We start from the raw sequence: 21705 nt of genomic DNA, 5'->3' as shown, positions 1-21705 counted from the left end.
AAACCTAAAACGGTAACCCTCGGGTTACCGTTTTTGTTTGCTTTCTCTTGGGAGGGAGAAAGCATCAGGCCGCGCTATAGAAGGTCAGGCGTTCCGCCAGTAAATCCACAAACCCTTCGCGATCCACATCGATCATTACGGTGGCATTCGGTTTATTTCCCGTCAGGAAATAGTAATCGACCACCGTCATTCCCTGGGTATATTTGCCCTGGGTTTCTACCCCCACCCAGCGTTCCACTGTGGTGAAGAGGTCCGGTTTCAGCAGCCAGGCGATAGTACAGGGGTCATGTAATGGCGCGCCAGCAAACCCCCATTTTTCCTGTTTGTGATACTCCATAAAAAAGTCGAGCAGTTCAGCCACAATGCCAGAAACAGGGTTGCCGATGGCACGTAAGCGCTCAATGTCATTCGCGTGGATTTGCGCCCGATGAGTGACATCCAGGCCAGCCATTACCACCGGAACGCCCGACTGGAAGACAATTTCGGCGGCTTCCGGGTCGACATAGATATTAAATTCCGCTGCGGGTGTCCAGTTCCCGAGCGACATCGCGCCGCCCATAATCACAATACGACTGATTTTGCTGTGCAGTTCCGGATGGCTGTTCAGCAGCAGGGCTACGTTGGTCTGTGGGCCGGTCGAAACGAGGGTGACAGGAACCGGGCTGTCACGTAGCACAGTCGCCATCAGATCTACAGCGGTACACGCCTGTGGTGTGAAAGAGGGCTCCGGTAGCGTCGGGCCATCCAGGCCGCTTTCTCCATGCACGTTATCGGCGATAATAAGTTCGCGCATTAAAGGCTTAACCGCTCCGCCCGCCACCGGGATATCGCTACGGTTAAGTAGAGTGAGCATGCGCAGCACATTATGCAGGGTTTTCTCCGGTGTCTGGTTGCCTGCTGATGAGGTGATGGCTTTTACATCGAGTTCGGGTGAGGCGAGAGCAAGAACAATTGCGATTGCGTCATCATGACCAGGATCGCAATCAAGAATGATGGGCTGAACCATGGCAACTCCTTGTTAACATAACTGTGCGGCAAGGTTAAAACGTTGCTGTAAATCAGACGAGAAGCTAAACCACAAAGCGTGATGAGACGCGCATTCTGAGGAATGCGCGTCGGATCGATTAATGCAGGATTTTAGCGAGGAAGTCTTTCGCGCGTTCAGATTTTGGATTGGCGAAAAACTCTTCTTTCGCCGAGTCTTCGACGATTTTCCCTTCATCCATAAAAATAACCCGATGCGCCACTTTACGGGCAAAGCCCATTTCGTGGGTGACCACCATCATGGTCATGCCCTCGTTGGCCAGCTCAACCATAACATCCAGCACCTCGTTGATCATTTCCGGGTCAAGGGCGGATGTCGGTTCATCAAACAGCATTGCAACCGGATCCATACACAGTGCGCGGGCAATCGCCACACGCTGCTGCTGGCCACCGGAAAGTTGCGCCGGAAATTTATTGGCATGGGCAGACAAGCCAACGCGCTCCAGTAGTTTCAGCCCTTTCTCGCGCGCAGCGCTTTTATCGCGCTTAAGCACTTTGACCTGCGCCAGCGTCAGGTTCTCAATAATCGACAGATGCGGAAACAGTTCGAAATGCTGGAACACCATCCCGACATGAGAGCGTAGTTTTGCCAGATTGGTTTTTTTATCGTTAACGGTGGTGCCGTTGACGATAATTTCCCCTTTCTGCACTGGTTCAAGGCCATTGACCGTTTTGATCAGGGTCGATTTGCCTGAACCAGATGGACCGCATACGACCACCACTTCGCCTTTTTTCACTTCCGTGGAGCAGTCGGTCAGCACCTGAAAGTGACCATACCATTTAGAAACATTTTTCAGGGTAATCATTAAACTGTCCTTTTCTTCAAATAGCTGACCAACAACGATGCACTCAAGCTAATAGCAAAATAGACGGCGCCGGCAAACAGGATCATCTCAACTTGTGTCCCGTCGCGTTCGCCAATGGTGGAAGCGGTACGGAAAAAGTCCGCGAGGCTCAATACATAGACCAGTGAGGTATCCTGGAACAGGACAATCCCCTGGGTCAGGAGCAGCGGGACCATCGCCCGGAATGCCTGAGGCAGAATGATCAATTTCATTGATTGCCAGTGGGTCATCCCCAGCGCCAGCGCCGCGCTTGACTGTCCACGCGAAATACTCTGAATACCGGCACGGATAATCTCAGAATAGTAGGCGGCCTCGAACATAGAAAACGCCACCATTGCCGATATCAGACGAATATCCGATTTTGGCGACAGGCCCAGCACATTCTGCAGCAGTCCCGGCACAATCAAATAGAACCACAGCAGCACCATCACCAGGGGAATGGAACGGAATACGTTCACATAGGCCTTTGCAAACCAGGCAATAGGGGTAAAGCTGGACAAGCGCATTACCGCCAGCAGAGTCCCCCAGACAATCCCGACGATAATGGCCGTTACGGTAATCTTTAATGTTATAACCAGCCCTGCCAGCAGATAAGGAATGGAAGGGATGATTGAACTCCAGTCAAACTCGTACATTATTTGCCCCCCATATTGCCCGGCAGGCGAATTTTGCGTTCTACCAGATTCATCACCAACATAATGAAGGCGTTAATTAATACATACGCGACGGTAATAGCGGTAAACGACTCCCAGGCGTGTGCTGAGTAGTCCAGCAGCTTACCGGCCTGTGCCGCCATATCCACTAACCCGATAGTGGATGCGATGGCGGAGTTTTTTACGAGGTTCATCATCTCCGAGGTCATCGGAGGGACGATGACGCGATAAGCATTCGGCAACAGGACATACCGGTACGTTTGCGGCAGCGTCAGCCCCATGGCGAGTCCCGCGTTTTTCTGCCCGCGAGGTAACGACTGAATTGCCGCACGAACCTGCTCGCAGACGCGTGCTGCGGTGAATAAGCCAAGGCAGACCATCGAAGAGACAAAGAACTGAATGTTGGGATCCAGCTCGGATTTGAACCACATGCCGATATTTTCCGGCAGCAGTTCCGGTACCACCAGATACCAGGTAAAGAATTGCACGATCAGCGGGACGTTACGGAACAGCTCTACGTAGCAAGTGCCGATACCGGACAGGATACGATTGGGAACGGTCCGCAGAATACCAAACAGGGAGCCAACCAGGAAAGCGATGATCCAGGCAGTGATCGACAGCGCGATCGTGACCTGAAAACCGCTCCACAGCCAGCCAAGATAGGTTGTGTTGCCGAACGGGGCTTGTTGCAGGAAAATTCCCCAGTTCCAGTCTATGGACATAAATCTACTCCGGAAAAAAAAGGGTAGCAGCGCTACCCTCGAAGATTGTGCGAAGAGCTTGTGTTCGCGTCGAATGGGGAACGACCATTCAACGTATAGTCTGTCCGTGCTACTTCAACAATCGAGAGGGCTGGATATCCCGCCCCTGACTACACTTTATCCACAATGCCGCTTTGCGTGGGCTGCTTTGACGTACCCCGACCCTGATATTCTGGCGCCTTTGGGGAAACGCTGAGTCGCAGCCCGAAGACAACATAAATGGATGCGTGTATTCTTTTTGTTAATTAGTTCAGAGCCTTATCATTCGGTTCTTTGAACAGTGCTTTCATCTCGTCAGAGAGGGCGAAATTGAGGTTCAGGTTTTTCGGCGGAATAGGGTTTTTGAACCATTTATCAAACCATTTTTCTGCCTGACCCGAGGTTTGCGCCTGCGCGATGGTGTCATCCATCAACTTTTTGAACTCAGTATCGCCTTTGCGCAGCATGCAGCCGTAAGCTTCCTGGGATTGCGGTTTGCCCACGATATCCCAGTTATCCGCTTTCTTCGCTTTCGCACGTTCACCTGCCAGCAGGGCGTCATCCATCATAAAGGCCACTGCACGACCGCTTTCCAGAGTACGGAAAGAGTCGCCATGGTCTTTCGCACTGATGATGCGCATGTCCATTTTCTGTTCGTCATTCAGTTTGTGCAGCAGGATCTCAGAGGTGGTACCGGAGGTCACGACCACCGCTTTGCCTTTCAGATCCGGGAAATCTTTAATATCCCCACCTTTTTTGACCAACAGACGCGTACCTACCACAAAGATAGTGTCAGAGAAAGCGGCCTGCTTCTGACGTTCCAGGTTGTTGGTGGTCGAACCGCATTCAAAATCGAAGGTGCCGTTTTGCAGCAGCGGAATACGGTTTTGTGAGGTAATTGGAATCAATTTGACTTGCAGGTCAGGCTTATTGAGTTTTTTCTTCACTGCTTCAACGATAGCGTTGGAGTAGTCCTGCGAGTAACCCACAACTTTTTGTTCGTTGTCGTAATAGGAGAACGGTACGGAAGATTCACGGTGTCCGACCACGATCACGCCGTTTTTGGCAATTTTTTCCAGCGTGGGCTGTTGTGCCTCTGCCGGGGCTGCTGCCGCGTCGGCAGGTTTAGCCTCATCGGCGGCATGCGCCAGACCAGCAGACATTCCCATAACCAGCATTGCTGTGGCCAGTTTACGTAATTGCATATCCAACTCCTTTATCGTCGCGCCAGTGACGCATTGATACCCATGGTGAGTGTTGTGTTTGTTATATCCTGCTGCAAATGCGTGCAGTTTTGTATGCGTTTGTTAGCATTTAGTTTGGCTTAATGTAAAGATTTTGCTGCGGTATTGTTTGTTTTTGCGAAGTGTACCGCACCGTTTGAAGGCAAAAATCTCCCATTGCACTACTTTGGTGCTATATGCGATCCATCATAGTGCGCACTATTCGCACAGCGGGGAAAATCGCCGTTACCTGAGTTTGTTTTGCAATTGATGTGCCAGAAATGGCATTTGAGGGAAAGATGACGAAAGCGCCCTCTCTCATGCGAAAGAGGGCTCAGGAAGTATTACTACTTACGGCGTTCCCTTAGGCTCATGATCAGCGCGCCAAAACCGAGCAGCGCACTCAGAACCCACAGAGGCCAGTTACCCATGCGGGCATAAGGCGTAAGCCCGGAGGTCGGGGTGACTTTGGCGGTCAGTACTTGTCGGGTGAATTGCGGGATCATTGCCTGGATCTCGCCGGTTGGCCCAATCACCGCCGTAATGCCGTTATTGGTGCTGCGCAGCAGCGGGCGCGCCAGTTCCAGCGAACGCATCCGCGCCATCTGGAAATGTTGCCACGGGCCGATCGATTTGCCAAACCAGGCATCATTCGAGATGGTCAGCAGGAAATCCGTGTCCGGACGGAAGTTATCGCGCACCTGCTCGCCGAGGATGATTTCGTAACAGATAGCCGGCGTCAGTCTGTAACCGTGTGCAGACAGCGGAGGCTGAATATATGGCCCGCGACTGAATGAAGACATCGGCAGGTCAAAGAACGGAGCCAACGGTCGCAGGATAGATTCCAGCGGGACAAACTCACCAAATGGCACCAGATGATTTTTGTTGTAGCGGTCGACAGAACTGTAGCTATAGGCGCTGTCTTTTCCAAGAGTGATGATGGTGTTGTAGGTGTCGTAACGGTTCTGCTGATTTAGACGCGCATCCACAATCCCGGTGATAAGCGTACTGTCATTCTTGCGCATCAAATCATCCATCATGCCCAGGAAGGGTTGTTGGTTGATTTCGAGGTCGGAAATGGCAGATTCCGGCCAAATGATGAGCTGTGATTTGCCTAACTCTGGCTGGCTGGCATTGAGGTAGATTTTCAGCGTATCCAGTAACTGGCCTTCATCCCACTTGAGCGCCTGCGGGATATTGCCTTGTACCAGCGAAACCTGCGTCGTTCTTTCCGGCAGCAACTGATACCACTGTATATAGCGCAGCGGGAAGGGCAGAGCAAAGAGCACCAGCGCCACGATGCAAGGACGCCAACAGCGTTTCACCGCCGCGAGGACCAGCAAACCGCTTACCGACATTAACAGGAAAGTAATGGCATCAACGCCTAATATGGGCGCCAGCCCTTTTAGCGGCCCGTCAATCTGGCTGTAGCCAAACTGCAACCATGGAAAACCTGTCAGTACCCAGCCGCGCAAAAATTCACTCAGTTGCCAGATAACCGGTGCCGCAACTGCCACGCGTAGCCAGGTCGTTTTGGGCCACAGCCGGGAAAGCACTCCGGCGAACAGCCCGGTATAGAGCGAAAGATAGGCCGCAAGCAGAACCACAAGGAAAACGTTGACCGGGCCGGGCATCCCACCGAATTGTGCGATGCTGACGTACACCCAGTGAATGCCGGAGCCAAACAGACCGAGTCCCCAGAAGTAACCTATCCAGGCGGCTTGTACAGGGCGCCGGTTGAGCGTAAGCGCCTGCAGCCCTATAAGGGAGACAATCGCGGCAGGCCAGATATCATAAGGAGAAAAAGCCAGCGTTCCGCTGGCTCCGAAGAGTAGCGCCAGCAGTAGACGTACGCGCTGGCGTTCAAACAGTGGGGCAAATGCCATTTAAATTACTCATCCAATTTCGGAACGGGGGAATCGTCCGGCATTCTTACATGAACCTGAATAATACGTCGACTGTCCGCCATGGCGACTTTAAATTGGTAACCATCAATATCAATGGATTCCCCACGCGCAGGCAGGTGCCCGAAGGCCTGCATAACCAGTCCGCCAATCGTATCGACTTCGTCATCGCTAAAATGAGTGCCGAAGGTTTCGTTGAAATCTTCGATAGACGCAAGGGCGCGCACGGTCCATGTATGACGACTGAGCTGGCGGAAATCGATATCTTCTTCGTCGTCATATTCATCTTCGATTTCGCCGACGATCAGTTCGAGAATATCTTCGATAGTAACGAGACCCGAGACGCCGCCAAATTCGTCAATCACGATAGCCATGTGGTATCGCTGGGAGCGAAACTCTTTGAGCATCCGGTCAACCCGTTTGCTTTCCGGAACCACTACAGCCTGACGTAGCACTTTTTCCATACTGAAGGCTTCGGCATCGCTGCGCATAAACGGCAGCAGGTCTTTGGCCATCAAAATCCCTTCAATGTGATCCTTATCTTCGCTGATCACCGGAAAACGCGAGTGTGCGGACTCAATGATAACGTCAAGACATTCATCAAGGCTTTGGTTGCGTTTGAGGGTAATCATTTGCGAACGGGGGATCATGATATCGCGAACGCGCTGGTCGGCGATGTCCATTACCCCTTCGAGCATTTCGCGCGTATCCTGATCGATAAGCTCGTTCTGCCCGGAATCACGGATCAGCTCCAGTAACTCATCACGGTTTTTGGGTTCGCCGTGAAAAAGTTGGCTGAGTAAAAGGGAGAAGAATCCCTTCTTGTTGTTAATGTCGCTACTGTGTGAATTGTCGTCGCTCATGGCGTCGTATGGGTTCTCATGTTAGTGGTTCTGTCGCCAGGACGCGCAAACTCAGCGCCTGGCAGCATTTTCTGTCAGCACGGCAATAGGTTGCCGCACAGACTACTCCTTCTCGGAAATGTACGGATCCTCATAACCCAGAGCAAGCATTATCTCTGTTTCGAGTCCTTCCATTTCTTCGGCTTCGTCATCTTCAATATGGTCGTAGCCCAGCAGATGCAGACTGCCGTGAATCACCATATGCGCCCAGTGCGCATCAAGCGGTTTGCCCTGTTCTTTGGCTTCCTGTTCAACCACCTGGCGGCAAATGATCAGATCGCCCAGCAGCGGCATTTCGATGCCCGGCGGTGCTTCAAACGGGAAAGAGAGTACATTCGTAGGCTTATCTTTCCCGCGGTAGGTCAGGTTTAACTCATGACTTTCCGCCTCATCCACCAGACGGATGGTCACTTCCGCTTCTTCCTGGAACTGCGGAATGACCGCGTCCAGCCAGCGCTGAAACTGTGTCTCTTCCGGCAAACCGCCGTTCTCTTCACATGCCAGCTGTAAATCGAGGATCACCTGACTCATTTTTGCTCCTGCTCCTGGGCCTCGCGTTTGCGCTCGGCTGCCTGTTCCGCACGGCGTTTTTGATCCGCCTCTTCCCAGGCTTCGTAAGCATTCACGATGCGTGCGACAACAGGATGACGGACAACGTCTTCGCTATGGAAAAAGTTAAAGCTGATTTCTTCGACTTCCGCCAGTACTTCAATGGCATGGCGAAGGCCGGATTTAACGTTGCGTGGCAGGTCAATCTGCGTCACGTCGCCAGTGATGACCGCTTTGGAATTAAAGCCAATACGGGTCAGGAACATCTTCATCTGTTCGATGGTAGTGTTCTGGCTTTCATCAAGAATGATAAAAGCGTCATTCAGCGTACGACCGCGCATATAGGCCAGCGGTGCGACTTCAATAACATTACGCTCAATCAGCTTCTCAACTTTTTCAAAGCCGAGCATCTCAAACAGCGCGTCATAGAGCGGACGCAGGTAGGGATCCACTTTCTGGCTTAAATCTCCCGGCAGGAAGCCCAGTTTCTCCCCGGCTTCCACGGCAGGGCGGGTCAACAGAATACGACGAACGTCCTGACGTTCCAGTGCGTCCACCGCTGCGGCAACCGCCAGATAAGTTTTACCAGTACCCGCCGGACCAACGCCAAAGGTGATGTCATGATCAAGAATATTGGCGATGTACTGCGCCTGATTTGGCGTACGAGGCTTAATTACGCCGCGTTTGGTTTTGATATTGACCGCTTTTCCATACTCCGGCACGCTCTCCGCGCTCTGTTCAAGCACGCGAGCTTCTTTGATAGCCAGATGGATCTGTTCCGGTTCGATATCCTGAGTCTGCCCACGCATGGGGGCCGTATCAACATAAAGGCTGAGTAAAATATCTGCAGCAGCATTTACGCAAAGGGTACGTCCTGTGAGTTTGAAGTGATTATCGCGACGGTTAATCTCGATGCCCAGTCGCCGTTCTAACTGTTTGATATTGTCATCAAACGGTCCACACAGGCTAAGCAGGCGAGCATTGTCTGCGGGTGTCAGGGTTATTTCACGGGTATCTATGTTCAAACTGTTCCTCTTATTCATATAGTGCCGAATGGAGCCTGGCTAATACAGCTGGGGCCGTCGGCCTTACAGAGAATTATTCACGCCATAGAATAAAGGCGCAAGCATTGCGATGGATATGAGGGCGGGAAGGGGAAATGCAAGGGTTGATCGGTCCTACTTCACGCCGCAGATTCGTTGATGTTGCGCGCGCCGCGGTCGCATGTCATCTATGCGACCGGGCGCCTGCTTGCTGTCTTTGCGCGACGTGAACAGATAGAGCCGGGCAGATTAAGGCTGGTAGATACCTACGCCGATCTCATTCTCTTTACGGGTACGAGCGATAACTGACTCTGGCGACTCCGCAATGCGCAGCCCCATTTCGTCTTCAGTACGCACCACTTTCCCGCGCAGAGAGTTTGTCCAGACGTCGGTGATTTCCACGTCGACGAATTTCCCGATCATCTCTGGCCTGCCTTCGAAGTTCACCACGCGGTTGTTTTCGGTACGGCCTGACAGCTCCATGATGCTCTTACGGGAAGTCCCCTCCACCAGAATGCGCTGGGTCGTGCCGATCATCCGGCGGCTCCAGGCCATTGCCTGCTGGTTGATACGTTCCTGCAGAATATACAGACGCTGTTTTTTATCCTCTTCCGGTACGTCATCTACCATATCGGCCGCAGGCGTTCCTGGACGGGCGGAGAAAATAAAGCTGTAACTCATATCGAAATTCACATCAGCAATCAGCTTCATGGTCTGCTCGAAGTCCTGAGTCGTTTCGCCAGGGAAGCCAACGATGAAATCAGAGCTGATTTGAATATCCGGACGTGCGGCACGCAGTTTGCGGATGATCGCTTTATATTCCAGCGCGGTATGCGTACGGCCCATCAGGTTCAGTACGCGGTCAGAACCACTTTGCACCGGCAGATGCAGGAAGCTGACCAGCTCCGGCGTATCACGGTAGACATCAATGATATCGTCGGTGAATTCGATCGGGTGGCTGGTGGTAAAACGAATACGGTCGATACCGTCAATTGCCGCTACCAGACGCAAAAGATCCGCGAAGGAACCCGTGCTTCCGTCGTAATTCTCTCCGCGCCAGGCGTTTACGTTTTGGCCCAGCAAATTAACTTCACGTACGCCTTGCGCCGCCAGTTGCGCAATTTCAAACAGGATATCGTCGCATGGGCGACTGACCTCTTCACCACGAGTGTAGGGCACGACGCAGTATGTGCAGTATTTATTGCAGCCTTCCATGATGGAGACGAACGCGGTCGGGCCTTCGGCTTTCGGTTCCGGCAGACGGTCGAATTTCTCGATCTCCGGGAAGCTGATATCCACGACCGGGCTACGGTTGCCTCGCACGGAGTTGATCATCTCCGGCAGACGGTGCAGCGTTTGCGGTCCAAAAATAATGTCAACATAGTGGGCACGCTGGCGAATATGATCGCCTTCCTGAGATGCGACGCAACCGCCGACACCAATGATCAGGTCTGGATTTTTTTCCTTTAATAATTTCCAGCGTCCCAACTGGTGGAAGACTTTCTCTTGTGCCTTCTCGCGGATTGAGCAGGTGTTAAGCAGCAGCACATCTGCTTCTTCGGCCACTTCGGTGAGTTGATACCCGTGAGTGGCATCCAGCAGATCGGCCATCTTCGATGAATCGTATTCATTCATCTGACAGCCCCAGGTTTTAATGTGGAGTTTTTTTGTCATCGACTTGCTCATGCTTTGTTTAAGGCCCCAATGCAGGGCGCGTATTGTAATGCTTTGGTCGCGTGCTGACCAGTATGACGCTTGTCAGACTCAAGGTGTAAAAAATCCGGTAAACTTAGGAGATTCTCGTTTAAGGATAATGGACCATGATAAATCAATCTACTGACGTCGCGGTTGTCGGCGGCGGAATGGTCGGTGGGGCGCTGGCGCTGGGGTTAGCCCGGCAGGGTTTTAGTGTCACGGTCATTGAACAAAAGGCGCCGCCCGCCTTTGATGCGACAGCACAGCCGGATGTGCGTATTTCGGCCATTAGTACTTCCTCGGTAACACTGCTCCGGGAACTGGGCGTCTGGGATGCGGTTCTGGCGATGCGTTGTCATCCGTGGGAGCGGCTGGAGACCTGGGAGTGGGAAAACGCGCATGTCATCTTCGACGCGCAGGAATTGAAGCTGCCGCAGCTTGGCTATATGGTGGAAAACAATGTCCTGCAGCGTGCGCTTTGGGAAGCGCTGGAGCGTCACCCTCAGGTAACGCTGCGTGTACCTGCTGCGCTCAGTACAATGCACCTGAATGATGATTGCCATGAACTGACATTTGAAGATGGCGAAACGCTTTCGGCGAAGCTGGTGGTTGGTGCTGATGGGGGAAATTCCCGGGTACGTCAATGTGCCGGTATCGGTATTCACGCCTGGCAATATCAGCAATCCTGCATGCTGATCACCGTAGAGTGTGAGCGCGCGCCAGGAGAGAGCACCTGGCAGCATTTTACCCCCAATGGCCCGCATGCTTTCCTGCCGTTATTTGATTACTGGGCATCGCTGGTCTGGTACGACACGCCTGCCCGTATTCGTCAGTTGCAATCGTTAAATATGGTGCAGTTACAAAAAGAAATCGCGACACATTTTCCGTCCCGACTGGGGCATGTTATGCCGGTTGCTGCCGGGGTATTCCCCCTTGCGCGTCGCCACGCATTGCAATACGTACGTCCAGGACTTGCGCTGGTAGGCGATGCGGCGCATACCATCCATCCGCTGGCGGGGCAGGGGGTGAACCTCGGCTATCGTGATGTGGACTGTCTGCTGGATGTGCTGACAAGGGCGCGCAGCCACAGGGAAGACTGGGCCAGCCTTTCGGTGCTCAAGCGCTATCAGACACGTCGTATGGCAGATAATTTTATTATGCAAAGTGGAATGGATTTGTTCCATGCCGGGTTCAGTAACGATTTGGGCCCGGTACGCGTGCTGCGTAATATCGGTTTGATGGCGGCGGAGCGGGCAGGAGTACTCAAACGCCAGGCGCTGAAATATGCGTTAGGACTGTAAAACGGCGGCGGGAAACCGCCGTTTGAGATTTTAGCAGTAACCAGAAAAGCAAAAAGCCCGCCTAAGCGAGCTTTTTGCTTTTTTATGTGGCTGGGGTACAAGGATTCGAACCTCGGATGGCGGAATCAGAATCCGCTGCCTTACCGCTTGGCGATACCCCAATAGGTGTGAAATTTTACGCGTTAATCATAAAACTTCAACCACTGCGTCTACCCGAAAGCAAACGACTTTTGAAATTGGCTGGGGTACGAGGATTCGAACCTCGGAATGGTGGAATCAGAATCCACTGCCTTACCGCTTGGCGATACCCCAACAATTTTTTACTCAGGTTAATGTTCTTATGAACACCAGCCTTTGAATATGGTGGCTACTACGGGAATCGAACCTGTGACCCCAGCATTATGAGTGCTGTGCTCTAACCAGCTGAGCTAAGTAGCCAAATTTTACTGCAAACCAGTCACCGACTGGCTGGGGTACCTGGATTCGAACCAGGGAATGCCGGTATCAAAAACCGGTGCCTTACCGCTTGGCGATACCCCAATACCGTCGCGGTGAACCGCAAACATCAAAAATATGGCTGGGGTACCTGGATTCGAACCAGGGAATGCCGGTATCAAAAACCGGTGCCTTACCGCTTGGCGATACCCCAACAAATTTTCTGAACAGAGAACTTCAGACTATCTTGCTGCTAGCCTCAATGGCTATCTTACAGCCTGGAGATACCCCATTCGTGCAACGCTTACTGGTGAATGGTGCGGGAGGCGAGACTTGAACTCGCACACCTTGCGGCGCCAGAACCTAAATCTGGTGCGTCTACCAATTTCGCCACTCCCGCAAAAAAGATGGTGGCTACTACGGGAATCGAACCTGTGACCCCAGCATTATGAGTGCTGTGCTCTAACCAGCTGAGCTAAGTAGCCATCTTTTTTCGCGTTACCTTATCGGCGTTGCGGGGCGCATTATGCGTATTGGGCCTGACAGCGTCAATACCTTTTTCATCGAAAATTGCCGGAATGTGACTGTTTGGTTAGGTTGCGAACAGCGTGACGCATAATTCGGCAATTATTGGTTATTTATCGATTTTGTATAGCAAAAGACAGGCAGAAATAAAAAAGGCCCCGGAGGGCCTTTAATGATAACAATCGCTTATTTGTAAGCAGCCTGGTGTACGCCAACCGCGCGACCTGATGGATCGTTCATGGATTTGAATGATTCATCCCACTCAATCGCTTTTGCAGACGAGCACGCCACGGATGGACCGCCAGGAACACACTCAGCGGCGCTTGGAACCGGGAACAATTCTTCAAAAATTTCACGGTACAGATAGGCTTCTTTCGATCCCGGCGTGTTGTACGGGAAACGGTAACTGGCTGTCGCCAGTTGCTGGTCGCTTATCTGCTGCGCCGCCACTTCTTTTAGCGTATCAATCCAGCTGTAGCCTACGCCGTCAGAGAACTGCTCTTTCTGACGCCATGCAACGCTTGCCGGCAGATAGGATTCGAAACACTCGCGCAGGATATGTTTTTCCATTTTGCCGTTGCCGCACATTTTGTCCTGCGGGTTGATACGCATCGCAACATCGAGGAATTTCTTATCCAGGAACGGTACACGGGCTTCTACGCCCCAGGCGGACATAGCTTTGTTAGCACGCGCGCAGTCGAACATGTGCAGTGCCTGCAATTTACGTACAGTCTCTTCATGCAGCTCTTTGGCATTCGGCGCTTTATGGAAATAGAGGTAGCCGCCAAACACTTCGTCAGAACCTTCACCGGACAACACCATCTTGATACCCATTGCTTTGATTTTACGGGACATCAGATACATTGGTGTAGAGGCACGAATAGTGGTCACATCGTAGGTTTCGATGTGATAAATCACGTCGCGAATTGCGTCCAGACCTTCCTGCACGGTAAAGTGGATTTCGTGGTGAACCGTACCCAGATGGTTTGCCACTTCCTGCGCGGCTTTCAGGTCCGGTGCACCTTTCAGACCCACGGCGAAGGAGTGTAACTGCGGCCACCAGGCCTCAGAGCGCTCCTGATCTTCCACACGACGTGCGGCGAATTTTTTGGTGATAGCGGAAATAACAGAGGAGTCCAGACCGCCAGAGAGCAGTACGCCATACGGCACATCTGACATCAGATGGCTTTTCACGGACTCTTCCAGCGCCTGACGCAGTTCGTTTTTGTCAGTGACGTTGTCTTTCACTGCGTCATAGTCGAACCAGTCACGCTGATAGTAAGAACGGATTTCACCGTCTTTGCTCCACAGGTAGCTGCCCGCCGGGAACTCTTTGATGGTACGGCATACGGGAACCAGCGCTTTCATTTCGGAAGCGACATAAAAGTTACCGTGCTCATCGTGGCCCATATACAGCGGGATAATGCCGATATGGTCACGACCGATCAGATACGCGTCTTTTTCGCTGTCATACAGGGCAAATGCAAACATACCTTGCAGATCGTCCAGGAATTCTGGCCCTTTTTCCTGATACAGCGCGAGGATAACCTCGCAGTCCGAGCCGGTCTGGAACTGGTAGCGATCACCATATTCTGCACGCAGCGCCTGGTGGTTGTAGATTTCGCCATTGACGGCCAGCGCATGTGTTTTTTTCTCGTTGTACAGCGGCTGGGCACCCGCATTGACGTCGACAATAGACAGACGTTCATGGGCAAGAATCGCTTTATCGCTGGCATAAACGCCAGACCAGTCCGGGCCGCGGTGGCGCATCAGGCGGGATAATTCGAGCGCTTTTTTACGCAGCTCAACCGCGTCAGTTTTAATATCCAGTACGCCAAAAATAGAACACATAGACTTCTCCGTTACTTTAAGGCAATGCAGTGTTGTGTGAGTGCAGACGCCGCGTCATCGCGTTGTCTTATTGCTTGTTTAAGAAAATGCCGCAAAGGTGTGATGTGCGCAAGCGTTTTACCGCCTCGAAAGTAAAAAGCGCAATGACGATTATCGAATGCTGAAAAAAGCACATGAATTGAGCTGTGTTATTGTTGAATTTTCAATTTTTAGGGGGGTTTATTAATTGGTCTGTTTTTTGTTAGTGCGGAAAATGAAAAACCACGTCCTGGGACGTGGTTTAGTTTAAAAAATGTCGATTTCAGCCACCGAAGGGTAAATCCATGAAGGACGGAATGGCATACTGTCAATATCATCCAGCGTAGATACGCCAGAGAGCACCAGAATCGTCTCCAGACCCGCCTGAAAGCCTGCAAGGATATCGGTACGCAAATTGTCGCCGACAATCACCGTCTGCTCGGAGTGCGCCTGCATAGTATTGAGCGCGGCACGGATAATCCACGGGCTCGGTTTGCCGACATAGAACGGCTCTCGACCAGAGATTTTTTCAATACCGGCGCACAGCGCGCCGCAACCAGGATAGTAGCCGCGTCCGTGCGTGTCCGGATTGGTGGCAATGAAACGTGCACCGTTGGCGACAAAAAAAGCTGCCTTATGCATCATTTCCCAGTTGTACGAGCGCGTTTCGCCCACGATAACAAAATCCGGGTTGATATCCGTAATGGTAAACCCGGCTTTATAGAGTTCGTGAATCAATGCGCCTTCACCGACAACATAGGCTTTTTTCCCTTCCTGGCGTTTAAGGAAGTCTGCTGTCGCCATCGCAGAGGTATAAAAAACGCTGGCTGGTGCATCTATACCGGCTGAGGCAAAGCGGTTAGCCAAATCCTGCCCTGTCTGGGAAGGGTAGTTGGTGAGCAGCACCAGCGGCATCCCCTTTTCCAGGATTCGGTTAATAAACTCTGCAGCACCTGGCACGGCGACGTTATCGTGCATTAACACGCCGTCAATATCACAGATTACGTTCTGAATGGTCATGGACTACCCGGTTAAAAAGAGAATCAGTAACTATACCCATCATACTTCAAATTGCATATGCATTGGCTGTGTTTGCTTTCGCGGGTCACTTACCCCGGTAAGCTGCTGGAGGGCGGTTGAGGGACATCTGTGCCCCTCAGCGAAGATTGCCTTAAGCTGTTCAAATTCGTTCATGACAAGTTTGTCAGGTGCCTGCCGTATGGTTCGGCCTGCGACCTCACCCCTTCGGACCAGCGCAAGAGCTGTTCAAAACGGTCAACCGTTTTGTCCTGCAATGCGGATTATCTAGAGTATCTAAACCCTGTCAGCTTTCCAGCAAACGTTGCAGCAACATGCCGTTCAGCATAGCGCGTTTCACCAGTGCGAAAGCGCCAATCGCTGAGCGATGATCGAGGGTGGAACGCACCACCGGAAGATTTTTGCGGAATGCTTTGAGCGACTGGGTGTTAATGCAGCCTTCAATGGCAGGCAGCAACACTTTTTCCGCTTCAACAATCTCCCCGGCGATGACTATTTTCTGTGGATTGAAGAGGTTAATGGCGATGGCGATGGTTTTGCCCAGATGGCGACCAACATACTCAACCACTTCGCATGCCAGCGCGTCGCCTTTATTTGCGGCTTTACAGATATTTTTGATCGTGCAGTCATCCAGCGTTACGCGGCTTTGGTAGCCCTGTTCCAGCAGATGACGTACGCGTTGTTCAATGGCGGCATTGGCGGCGATGGTTTCCAGGCAGCCAAAGTTACCGCAATGACATCGCTCGCCGAGCGGCTCTACCTGAATGTGGCCAATTTCACCCACGTTACCGTTGCGGCCGATGAAAATTCGCCCGTTAGAGATGATTCCTGCCCCGGTTCCACGATGAACGCGCACCAGAATGGAGTCCTCACAGTCCTGACTTGCCCCAAAGTAGTGCTCAGCAAGGGCCAGACTGCGGATATCATGACCGACAAAACAGGTTAATTTGAAACGTTTTTCCAGCGCGTCAACCAGCCCCCAGTTTTCCACCTGGATATGTGGCATGTAGCGAATAACGCCGCTTTCCGGGTCGACAAGACCCGGCAAAATGACCGAAATGGCGATCAGTTCGCGAATCTTACGCTGAGTATTTTCGATAAAGGCGCTGATAGTGTTCAGCAATGCGTGTTCCAGGGTTTCCTGCGTCCGCTCCGGGAGAGGATAATGCTCTTCTGCCAGCACCTTGCTGCTCAGATCATAAAGGGTGAGGGTGGTGTCGGAACGTCCCAGACGCACACCAATAGCCTGAAAATTACGGGTTTCGGTAATGATAGAGATAGCGCGGCGGCCCCCGGTGGAGGCCTGCTGATCGACTTCTTTGATCAGACCGCGTTCAATAAGCTGACGCGTGATTTTTGTCACGCTGGCGGGCGCAAGCTGGCTCTGCTCGGCAATTTGAATACGCGAAATAGGGCCAAGTTGATCAATCAGGCGGTAAACCGCCGCACTGTTAAGTTGTTTAACGAGATCAACGTTACCAATCTGAGCTTGTCCGCCTGCTGTCATACCTTTTATTTACTCGGTGACGACCTCGTTACCATTAACGATGGTCTTGATTATTTTATAATCGTGCGTGAAGGCGGTCAGGTTAGCGATCTTACCCGGGGCAATGCTGCCGAGCTGCCCATCGACGCCTATCGCGCGAGCCGGGTACAGTGTTGCCATGCGCAGTACTTCATCCAGTGCAATACCCACATGCTCAACCAGGTTCCGAACCCCTTCAATCATTGTCAGGGAGGAGCCGCTCAACGTACCGTTTTCATCCACACACAGTCCATTACGGTAGTATATTGTTTTACCAGCAAAAATGAACTGGTCAATATCTGCCCCTGCTGGCGCCGTTGCATCGGTTACTAAACAGAGTTTGTCGCCTTTCAGGCGTTTTGCGTTACGGACATTAACGTAATCGACATGCAGCCCATCTGCAATGATCCCGCAATAGATATCCGCATCATCCAGAACCGCGCCCGCCAGCCCCGGCTCACGTCCGGTGATATATGGCATCGCATTATATAAATGCGTCGCGAACGTAATACCTGCGCGGAAACCGGACTTCGCTTCTTTTAATGTCGCGTTTGAGTGGCCTGCGGAAACCACAATTCCCGCAGCAGCCAGCTTACTGATAACCTCAGCTCCGGCCATTTCAGGCGCCAGCGTCACTTTGCTGATGACGTCTGCATTGGCGCAGAGGTAATCGACCAGTTCGGCATCCGGTTTGCGCACAAATTTCGGATTGTGCGTACCTTTTTTAACGATATTCAGCCACGGACCTTCGAGGTGAAGACCAAGCGCCTGATGAGAATATTTTGCCAGGTAATCACGCATCACCTGAATGCCCTGTTTCATCAGGTCATCGCTGCTGGTGATAAGCGTTGGCAGGAAGCTTGTGCAGCCTGATTTCTCATTGGCACGCTGCATGATTTCCAGCGTTTCAACGCTCACGGCTTCAGGGGTGTCGTTGAACTGCACACCGCCGCAACCATTGAGTTGTACGTCAATAAAGCCGGGGGCCAGCGTTGCGCCATTGAGATCACGCTGTTCGATAGTGGGTGGCAACTCAGCCAGTGGGCAGAGACGGTCAATCAGGCCATCCGCGACAATCAGCGCGTGGTCATCCAGAATTTCATGGCCGGTGAAAATCCGGCAATGGGTTAAAGCATACATAACGACCCCCGGTTAACAAATGGGTGTCGTTCCGCAGGGTATGCGGAACGAGACACAATTACAGACCTTTAATATTTTCCGCTTCTAGTTCATTGAAATATTTCAATGTTTTTACTTTCAGTTCCATGGTGGACGGCTCGTCGCATACCATTACTGCTTTCGGGTGCAACTGCAGACAGCTAATGGTCCACATATGGTTTACGTTACCTTCTACAGCCGCCTGCAGAGCCTGCGCTTTTTGGCTTCCCAACACCAGAATCATCACTTCTTCCGCATCCAGTAGCGTACCCACGCCTACGGTCAGCGCATATTTCGGCACCTGATTAACGTCACCGTCGAAGAAACGGGAATTGGCCACGCGGGTGTCATGGGTCAGCGTTTTAATACGGGTACGAGAAGCCAGCGAAGACGCGGGTTCGTTGAATGCGATGTGACCATCGTTGCCAACGCCGCCCATAAACAGGTGAATTTTGCCATAGGAACGGATTTTTTCTTCGTATTGACGGCATTCTGCGTCAATATCCGGTGCATTGCCATCCAACAGGTTAATATTTTCCGCCGGAATATCAACGTGATCGAAAAAGTTACGGTGCATGAAGCTATGATAGCTTTCCGGGTGCTCCTTCGGCAGGCCGACATATTCATCCATATTGAAAGTGACAACATGTTTAAAACTAACCTGGCCCGCTTTGTGCATTTCAACTAATGCTTTATAGGCGGTGAGAGGCGTGCCACCGGTTGGCAGGCCAAGCAGGAACGGACGATCCGCTGTAGGTTTAAATGCATTGATGCGATTAACGATATGGCGGGCCGCCCATTTACCGACTTGTTCAGCTGTTGCCAGAGGAATCAGTCTCATTGTTCACCTCTAAAGTTGATTAAAGTTAGCGGATTGCGTCCAGTGCAGTGTAAAGCGTAACTCAGTTTCGCTCCCTATGGGGGCAATCCGTCTTGATTTTTTGAATGATAAAATAAGTTTTGCTGGTTAGCCAGCAAAGAGGAGGTCAAATAACGATATTTGGTGATTAAAATCACAAAAAAGGTGCTTTTAATTTGCGAGACGAATTAATTTTCAACACACTCTCAATGTAATGAAAAATGGCCGTGTTTTCAGGGTTAGTCAGACAATAAAAAGACTGTTTCTAAGGGCTCCGGTGGGGTTCAAAGGGGGAATAACGTGAATCTTTTAGGTTACTTACAAAAGGTTGGCCGCGCGCTCATGGTGCCGGTTGCCACGCTGCCTGCCGCAGCGATTCTGATGGGGGTCGGCTACTGGATCGACCCGGTAGGCTGGGGTGGATCTAACGCGCTGGCGGCGTTCTTCATTCAATCTGGTTCTGCCATCATTGATAACATGGGCGTGCTGTTCGCTGTGGGTGTCGCTTATGGTATGTCCAAAGACAAAGACGGCGCTGCTGCGCTGGCTGGCTTTGTGGGTTTCCTTGTACTGACGACGCTGTGCTCACCAGCCGCTGTCGCCATGATCCAGAAAATCCCTGCCGATCAAGTGCCTGCCGCATTCGGTAAGATCAAAAACCAGTTCGTTGGGATCATGGTCGGTATCATTGCTGCGGAATTGTATAACCGCTTTAGCAGCGTCGAGTTGCCGAAGGCGCTCTCCTTCTTTAGCGGACGTCGTCTGGTGCCGATCCTGACCTCTTTTGTCATGATCGCTGTCGCGTTCATCATGATGTTTATCTGGCCGGTGGTTTTCAGCGGTCTGGTAGGTTTTGGTGAGCACATTCAGAAACTGGGTTCTGTCGGTGCGGGCGTCTACGCCTTCTTTAACCGTCTGCTGATCCCGATCGGTCTGCACCATGCGCTGAACTCCGTTTTCTGGTTTGACGTTGCCGGTATTAACGATATTCCTAACTTCCTGGGTGGCGCGCAGTCTATTGAAGCGGGCAAAGCGGTTGTTGGGGTTACTGGTCGTTACCAGGCTGGCTTCTTCCCGATCATGATGTTTGGTCTGCCTGGTGCAGCACTGGCGATTTACCACTGCGCGCGTCCGGAAAATAAAGCCAAAGTCCTCGGTATTATGATGGCAGGTGCTTTTGCTGCCTTCTTTACGGGTATTACTGAACCGCTGGAATTCTCCTTCATGTTCGTGGCACCGGTGCTGTACTTCATTCACGCTGTTCTGACCGGGGTTTCCGTCTTCATCGCCGCGACTATGCAGTGGATTGCCGGTTTCGGCTTCAGTGCCGGTCTGGTGGATATGGTGTTGTCATCCAAGAACCCGCTGGCCGTACACTGGTACATGCTGATTCTGCAAGGCCTGGTGTTCTTCGTTATCTATTACGTGGTGTTCCGTTTCACTATCCTGAAATTCAACCTGTTGACCCCGGGTCGTGAACTGGCGGTTGCCGGTGACGAAGCGGATGGTCAGGATGTGAATGTCAGCACTGCTTCCGAGCAGGATGTGACCGGGCTTGCGCGTCAGTATATTGCCGCTGTCGGGGGTTCCGCTAACCTGACCGGTATCGATGCCTGCATTACGCGTCTGCGTCTGAGCGTAAAAGACTCTTCTCTGGTTAACGAAGCGCTGGCTAAACGTCTGGGTGCAAGCGGGGTTATTCGTTTGAATAAAACCGGTGTGCAAGTCATTGTTGGTTTTGCAGCAGAAAAAATTGCTAATGCCATGAAAACGGCGGGCGATGTTCCGGCGGCAGGTGCTGCGACTCCGGCTCCGGCAGCCGCCAGCACAGTTAAGCCGCAGGCAGTGCCGAATGTCAGCGCTGCGGTGATTGCTGAGCTGGTCTCTCCGGTGACCGGGCAGGTAGTTTCTCTGGATGAAGTACCGGATGAAGCGTTTGCCAGCAAAGCCGTTGGCGATGGTGTAGCGATAAAACCGACAGAAAAAACGGTTGTTGCTCCGGCAGCGGGCACCATTGTGAAAATTTTCAATACCAACCACGCCTTCTGCCTTGAAACTGAAAAAGGCGCTGAGATCGTTGTCCATATGGGGATCGACACCGTTGCACTGGGTGGTCAGGGCTTCACGCGTCTGGTCGATGAGGGAGCAACCGTTGTGGCAGGTCAGCCAATCCTGGAAATGGATCTGGAATACCTGAACGCGACTGCTCGTTCAATGATTAGTCCGGTGGTGTGCAGCAATATCGATGATTTCTCTGGTCTGATTATTAAAGCACAAGGTTCCGTTGTCGCAGGGCAAACGCCTCTGTACGACATCAAAGGCTAATGATGTAATCTGAAGCAGAAATGGCTATAAGCGGCAGGGGAACTTCCTCTGCCGCTTTTTTTTGCATGAATT

At 51.9% G+C, this 21705-nt stretch carries 17 protein-coding genes and 7 tRNA genes; 2 read left to right on the top strand and 22 right to left on the bottom strand.

Annotated elements, in window-relative coordinates; translation table 11 throughout:
• Positions 1-64: 64 nt before the first annotated feature.
• From rihA to miaB, 10 genes are all read right to left on the bottom strand, one after another.
• Positions 65-1006: a pyrimidine-specific ribonucleoside hydrolase RihA gene (gene rihA / locus AAIG39_RS00425; RefSeq protein ID WP_090081986.1), complete on the bottom strand. Its 942-nt coding sequence runs from the start codon at positions 1004-1006 to the stop codon at positions 65-67.
• A 118-nt stretch (positions 1007-1124) separates the two neighbouring features.
• Positions 1125-1850: an amino acid ABC transporter ATP-binding protein gene (locus tag AAIG39_RS00420; RefSeq protein WP_090081983.1), complete on the bottom strand. Its 726-nt coding sequence runs from the start codon at positions 1848-1850 to the stop codon at positions 1125-1127.
• Entirely contained in the window at positions 1850-2524 is a 675-nt protein-coding gene (gene gltK, locus AAIG39_RS00415; protein ID WP_090081981.1) for a glutamate/aspartate ABC transporter permease GltK, read from the bottom strand. The genes AAIG39_RS00420 and gltK overlap by 1 nt, the downstream gene beginning before the upstream one ends.
• On the bottom strand, positions 2524-3264 hold the full coding sequence (locus AAIG39_RS00410; protein WP_041852124.1) for an amino acid ABC transporter permease: 741 nt from the start codon (positions 3262-3264) through the stop codon (positions 2524-2526). The genes gltK and AAIG39_RS00410 overlap by 1 nt, the downstream gene beginning before the upstream one ends.
• 284 nt (positions 3265-3548) lie before the next feature.
• Positions 3549-4487: an amino acid ABC transporter substrate-binding protein gene (locus AAIG39_RS00405; protein ID WP_047371273.1), complete on the bottom strand. Its 939-nt coding sequence runs from the start codon at positions 4485-4487 to the stop codon at positions 3549-3551.
• Positions 4488-4852: 365 nt separating this feature from the next.
• Complete coding sequence (gene lnt, locus AAIG39_RS00400) at positions 4853-6391, bottom strand: apolipoprotein N-acyltransferase (RefSeq protein ID WP_249568693.1); 1539 nt, start codon at positions 6389-6391, stop codon at positions 4853-4855.
• A 5-nt stretch (positions 6392-6396) separates the two neighbouring features.
• Entirely contained in the window at positions 6397-7272 is an 876-nt protein-coding gene (gene corC / locus AAIG39_RS00395; protein WP_041852121.1) for a CNNM family magnesium/cobalt transport protein CorC, read from the bottom strand.
• 102 nt (positions 7273-7374) lie between these two features.
• On the bottom strand, positions 7375-7842 hold the full coding sequence (gene ybeY, locus AAIG39_RS00390) for an rRNA maturation RNase YbeY (RefSeq protein WP_249568692.1): 468 nt from the start codon (positions 7840-7842) through the stop codon (positions 7375-7377).
• Positions 7839-8885 (bottom strand): PhoH family protein, encoded by a 1047-nt coding sequence (locus AAIG39_RS00385; protein ID WP_041852119.1) that lies wholly within the window; start codon positions 8883-8885, stop codon positions 7839-7841. The genes ybeY and AAIG39_RS00385 overlap by 4 nt, the downstream gene beginning before the upstream one ends.
• Before the next feature lie 267 nt (positions 8886-9152).
• The gene (gene miaB, locus AAIG39_RS00380) at positions 9153-10577 is read right to left on the bottom strand and encodes a tRNA (N6-isopentenyl adenosine(37)-C2)-methylthiotransferase MiaB (protein WP_090081971.1); all 1425 of its coding nucleotides are present in this window, start codon (positions 10575-10577) and stop codon (positions 9153-9155) included.
• A gap of 146 nt (positions 10578-10723) precedes the next feature.
• Here miaB and ubiF point away from each other — a divergent pair, with 146 nt between their 5' ends.
• Positions 10724-11899 carry a 3-demethoxyubiquinol 3-hydroxylase gene (ubiF, locus tag AAIG39_RS00375; RefSeq protein WP_343192940.1) on the top strand — a complete coding sequence of 392 codons (1176 nt, stop codon included), beginning with the start codon at positions 10724-10726 and terminating at the stop codon, positions 11897-11899.
• 87 nt (positions 11900-11986) lie between these two features.
• On the opposite strand, the gene AAIG39_RS00370 is transcribed toward ubiF, so the two are convergent.
• From AAIG39_RS00370 to nagB, 12 genes are all read right to left on the bottom strand, one after another.
• Positions 11987-12060, bottom strand: a tRNA-Gln gene (locus AAIG39_RS00370).
• 76 nt (positions 12061-12136) lie between these two features.
• Positions 12137-12211: transfer RNA gene (locus tag AAIG39_RS00365), tRNA-Gln, on the bottom strand.
• Between the two features lie 49 nt (positions 12212-12260).
• Positions 12261-12337, bottom strand: a tRNA-Met gene (locus AAIG39_RS00360).
• A 27-nt stretch (positions 12338-12364) separates the two neighbouring features.
• Positions 12365-12439 (bottom strand) — tRNA-Gln (locus tag AAIG39_RS00355).
• A gap of 34 nt (positions 12440-12473) precedes the next feature.
• Positions 12474-12548: transfer RNA gene (locus tag AAIG39_RS00350), tRNA-Gln, on the bottom strand.
• Between the two features lie 101 nt (positions 12549-12649).
• Positions 12650-12734 (bottom strand) — tRNA-Leu (locus tag AAIG39_RS00345).
• Between the two features lie 8 nt (positions 12735-12742).
• A tRNA-Met gene (locus AAIG39_RS00340) sits at positions 12743-12819 on the bottom strand.
• A gap of 226 nt (positions 12820-13045) precedes the next feature.
• Entirely contained in the window at positions 13046-14710 is a 1665-nt protein-coding gene (asnB, locus tag AAIG39_RS00335) for an asparagine synthase B (protein ID WP_090081967.1), read from the bottom strand.
• A 285-nt stretch (positions 14711-14995) separates the two neighbouring features.
• Entirely contained in the window at positions 14996-15748 is a 753-nt protein-coding gene (locus AAIG39_RS00330) for an HAD-IIA family hydrolase (RefSeq protein WP_090081965.1), read from the bottom strand.
• A gap of 304 nt (positions 15749-16052) precedes the next feature.
• A complete protein-coding gene (nagC, locus tag AAIG39_RS00325) occupies positions 16053-17273 on the bottom strand; it encodes a DNA-binding transcriptional regulator NagC (RefSeq protein WP_090081962.1) in 1221 nt (406 codons plus the stop codon).
• 9 nt (positions 17274-17282) lie between these two features.
• Positions 17283-18431: an N-acetylglucosamine-6-phosphate deacetylase gene (gene nagA, locus AAIG39_RS00320; protein ID WP_343192939.1), complete on the bottom strand. Its 1149-nt coding sequence runs from the start codon at positions 18429-18431 to the stop codon at positions 17283-17285.
• Positions 18432-18489: 58 nt separating this feature from the next.
• On the bottom strand, positions 18490-19290 hold the full coding sequence (gene nagB / locus AAIG39_RS00315) for a glucosamine-6-phosphate deaminase (protein WP_041852108.1): 801 nt from the start codon (positions 19288-19290) through the stop codon (positions 18490-18492).
• A gap of 318 nt (positions 19291-19608) precedes the next feature.
• Between nagB and nagE the strand changes: the two genes are divergently transcribed.
• On the top strand, positions 19609-21633 hold the full coding sequence (gene nagE / locus AAIG39_RS00310) for an N-acetylglucosamine-specific PTS transporter subunit IIBC (protein WP_343192937.1): 2025 nt from the start codon (positions 19609-19611) through the stop codon (positions 21631-21633).
• The last annotated feature ends 72 nt before the right edge of the window (positions 21634-21705 follow it).

The organism is Phytobacter palmae (assembly GCF_039409775.1).
GTDB lineage: Bacteria > Pseudomonadota > Gammaproteobacteria > Enterobacterales > Enterobacteriaceae > Phytobacter > Phytobacter palmae.
Note: the sequence above shows the minus strand (reverse complement) of the source record. Positions and strands in the feature narration are given on the sequence as shown.

What these genes read in the sequence shown, in the direction of transcription:
- rihA (WP_090081986.1), bottom strand. Translation starts at nt 1,006, where the DNA reads ATGGTTCAGCCCATCATTCTTGATTGCGATCCTGGTCATGATGACGCA.
- AAIG39_RS00420 (WP_090081983.1), bottom strand. Translation starts at nt 1,850, where the DNA reads ATGATTACCCTGAAAAATGTTTCTAAATGGTATGGTCACTTTCAGGTG.
- gltK (WP_090081981.1), bottom strand. Translation starts at nt 2,524, where the DNA reads ATGTACGAGTTTGACTGGAGTTCAATCATCCCTTCCATTCCTTATCTG.
- AAIG39_RS00410 (WP_041852124.1), bottom strand. Translation starts at nt 3,264, where the DNA reads ATGTCCATAGACTGGAACTGGGGAATTTTCCTGCAACAAGCCCCGTTC.
- AAIG39_RS00405 (WP_047371273.1), bottom strand. Translation starts at nt 4,487, where the DNA reads ATGCAATTACGTAAACTGGCCACAGCAATGCTGGTTATGGGAATGTCT.
- lnt (WP_249568693.1), bottom strand. Translation starts at nt 6,391, where the DNA reads ATGGCATTTGCCCCACTGTTTGAACGCCAGCGCGTACGTCTACTGCTG.
- corC (WP_041852121.1), bottom strand. Translation starts at nt 7,272, where the DNA reads ATGAGCGACGACAATTCACACAGTAGCGACATTAACAACAAGAAGGGA.
- ybeY (WP_249568692.1), bottom strand. Translation starts at nt 7,842, where the DNA reads ATGAGTCAGGTGATCCTCGATTTACAGCTGGCATGTGAAGAGAACGGC.
- miaB (WP_090081971.1), bottom strand. Translation starts at nt 10,577, where the DNA reads ATGACAAAAAAACTCCACATTAAAACCTGGGGCTGTCAGATGAATGAA.
- ubiF (WP_343192940.1), top strand. Translation starts at nt 10,724, where the DNA reads ATGATAAATCAATCTACTGACGTCGCGGTTGTCGGCGGCGGAATGGTC.
- asnB (WP_090081967.1), bottom strand. Translation starts at nt 14,710, where the DNA reads ATGTGTTCTATTTTTGGCGTACTGGATATTAAAACTGACGCGGTTGAG.
- AAIG39_RS00330 (WP_090081965.1), bottom strand. Translation starts at nt 15,748, where the DNA reads ATGACCATTCAGAACGTAATCTGTGATATTGACGGCGTGTTAATGCAC.
- nagC (WP_090081962.1), bottom strand. Translation starts at nt 17,273, where the DNA reads ATGACAGCAGGCGGACAAGCTCAGATTGGTAACGTTGATCTCGTTAAA.
- nagA (WP_343192939.1), bottom strand. Translation starts at nt 18,431, where the DNA reads ATGTATGCTTTAACCCATTGCCGGATTTTCACCGGCCATGAAATTCTG.
- nagB (WP_041852108.1), bottom strand. Translation starts at nt 19,290, where the DNA reads ATGAGACTGATTCCTCTGGCAACAGCTGAACAAGTCGGTAAATGGGCG.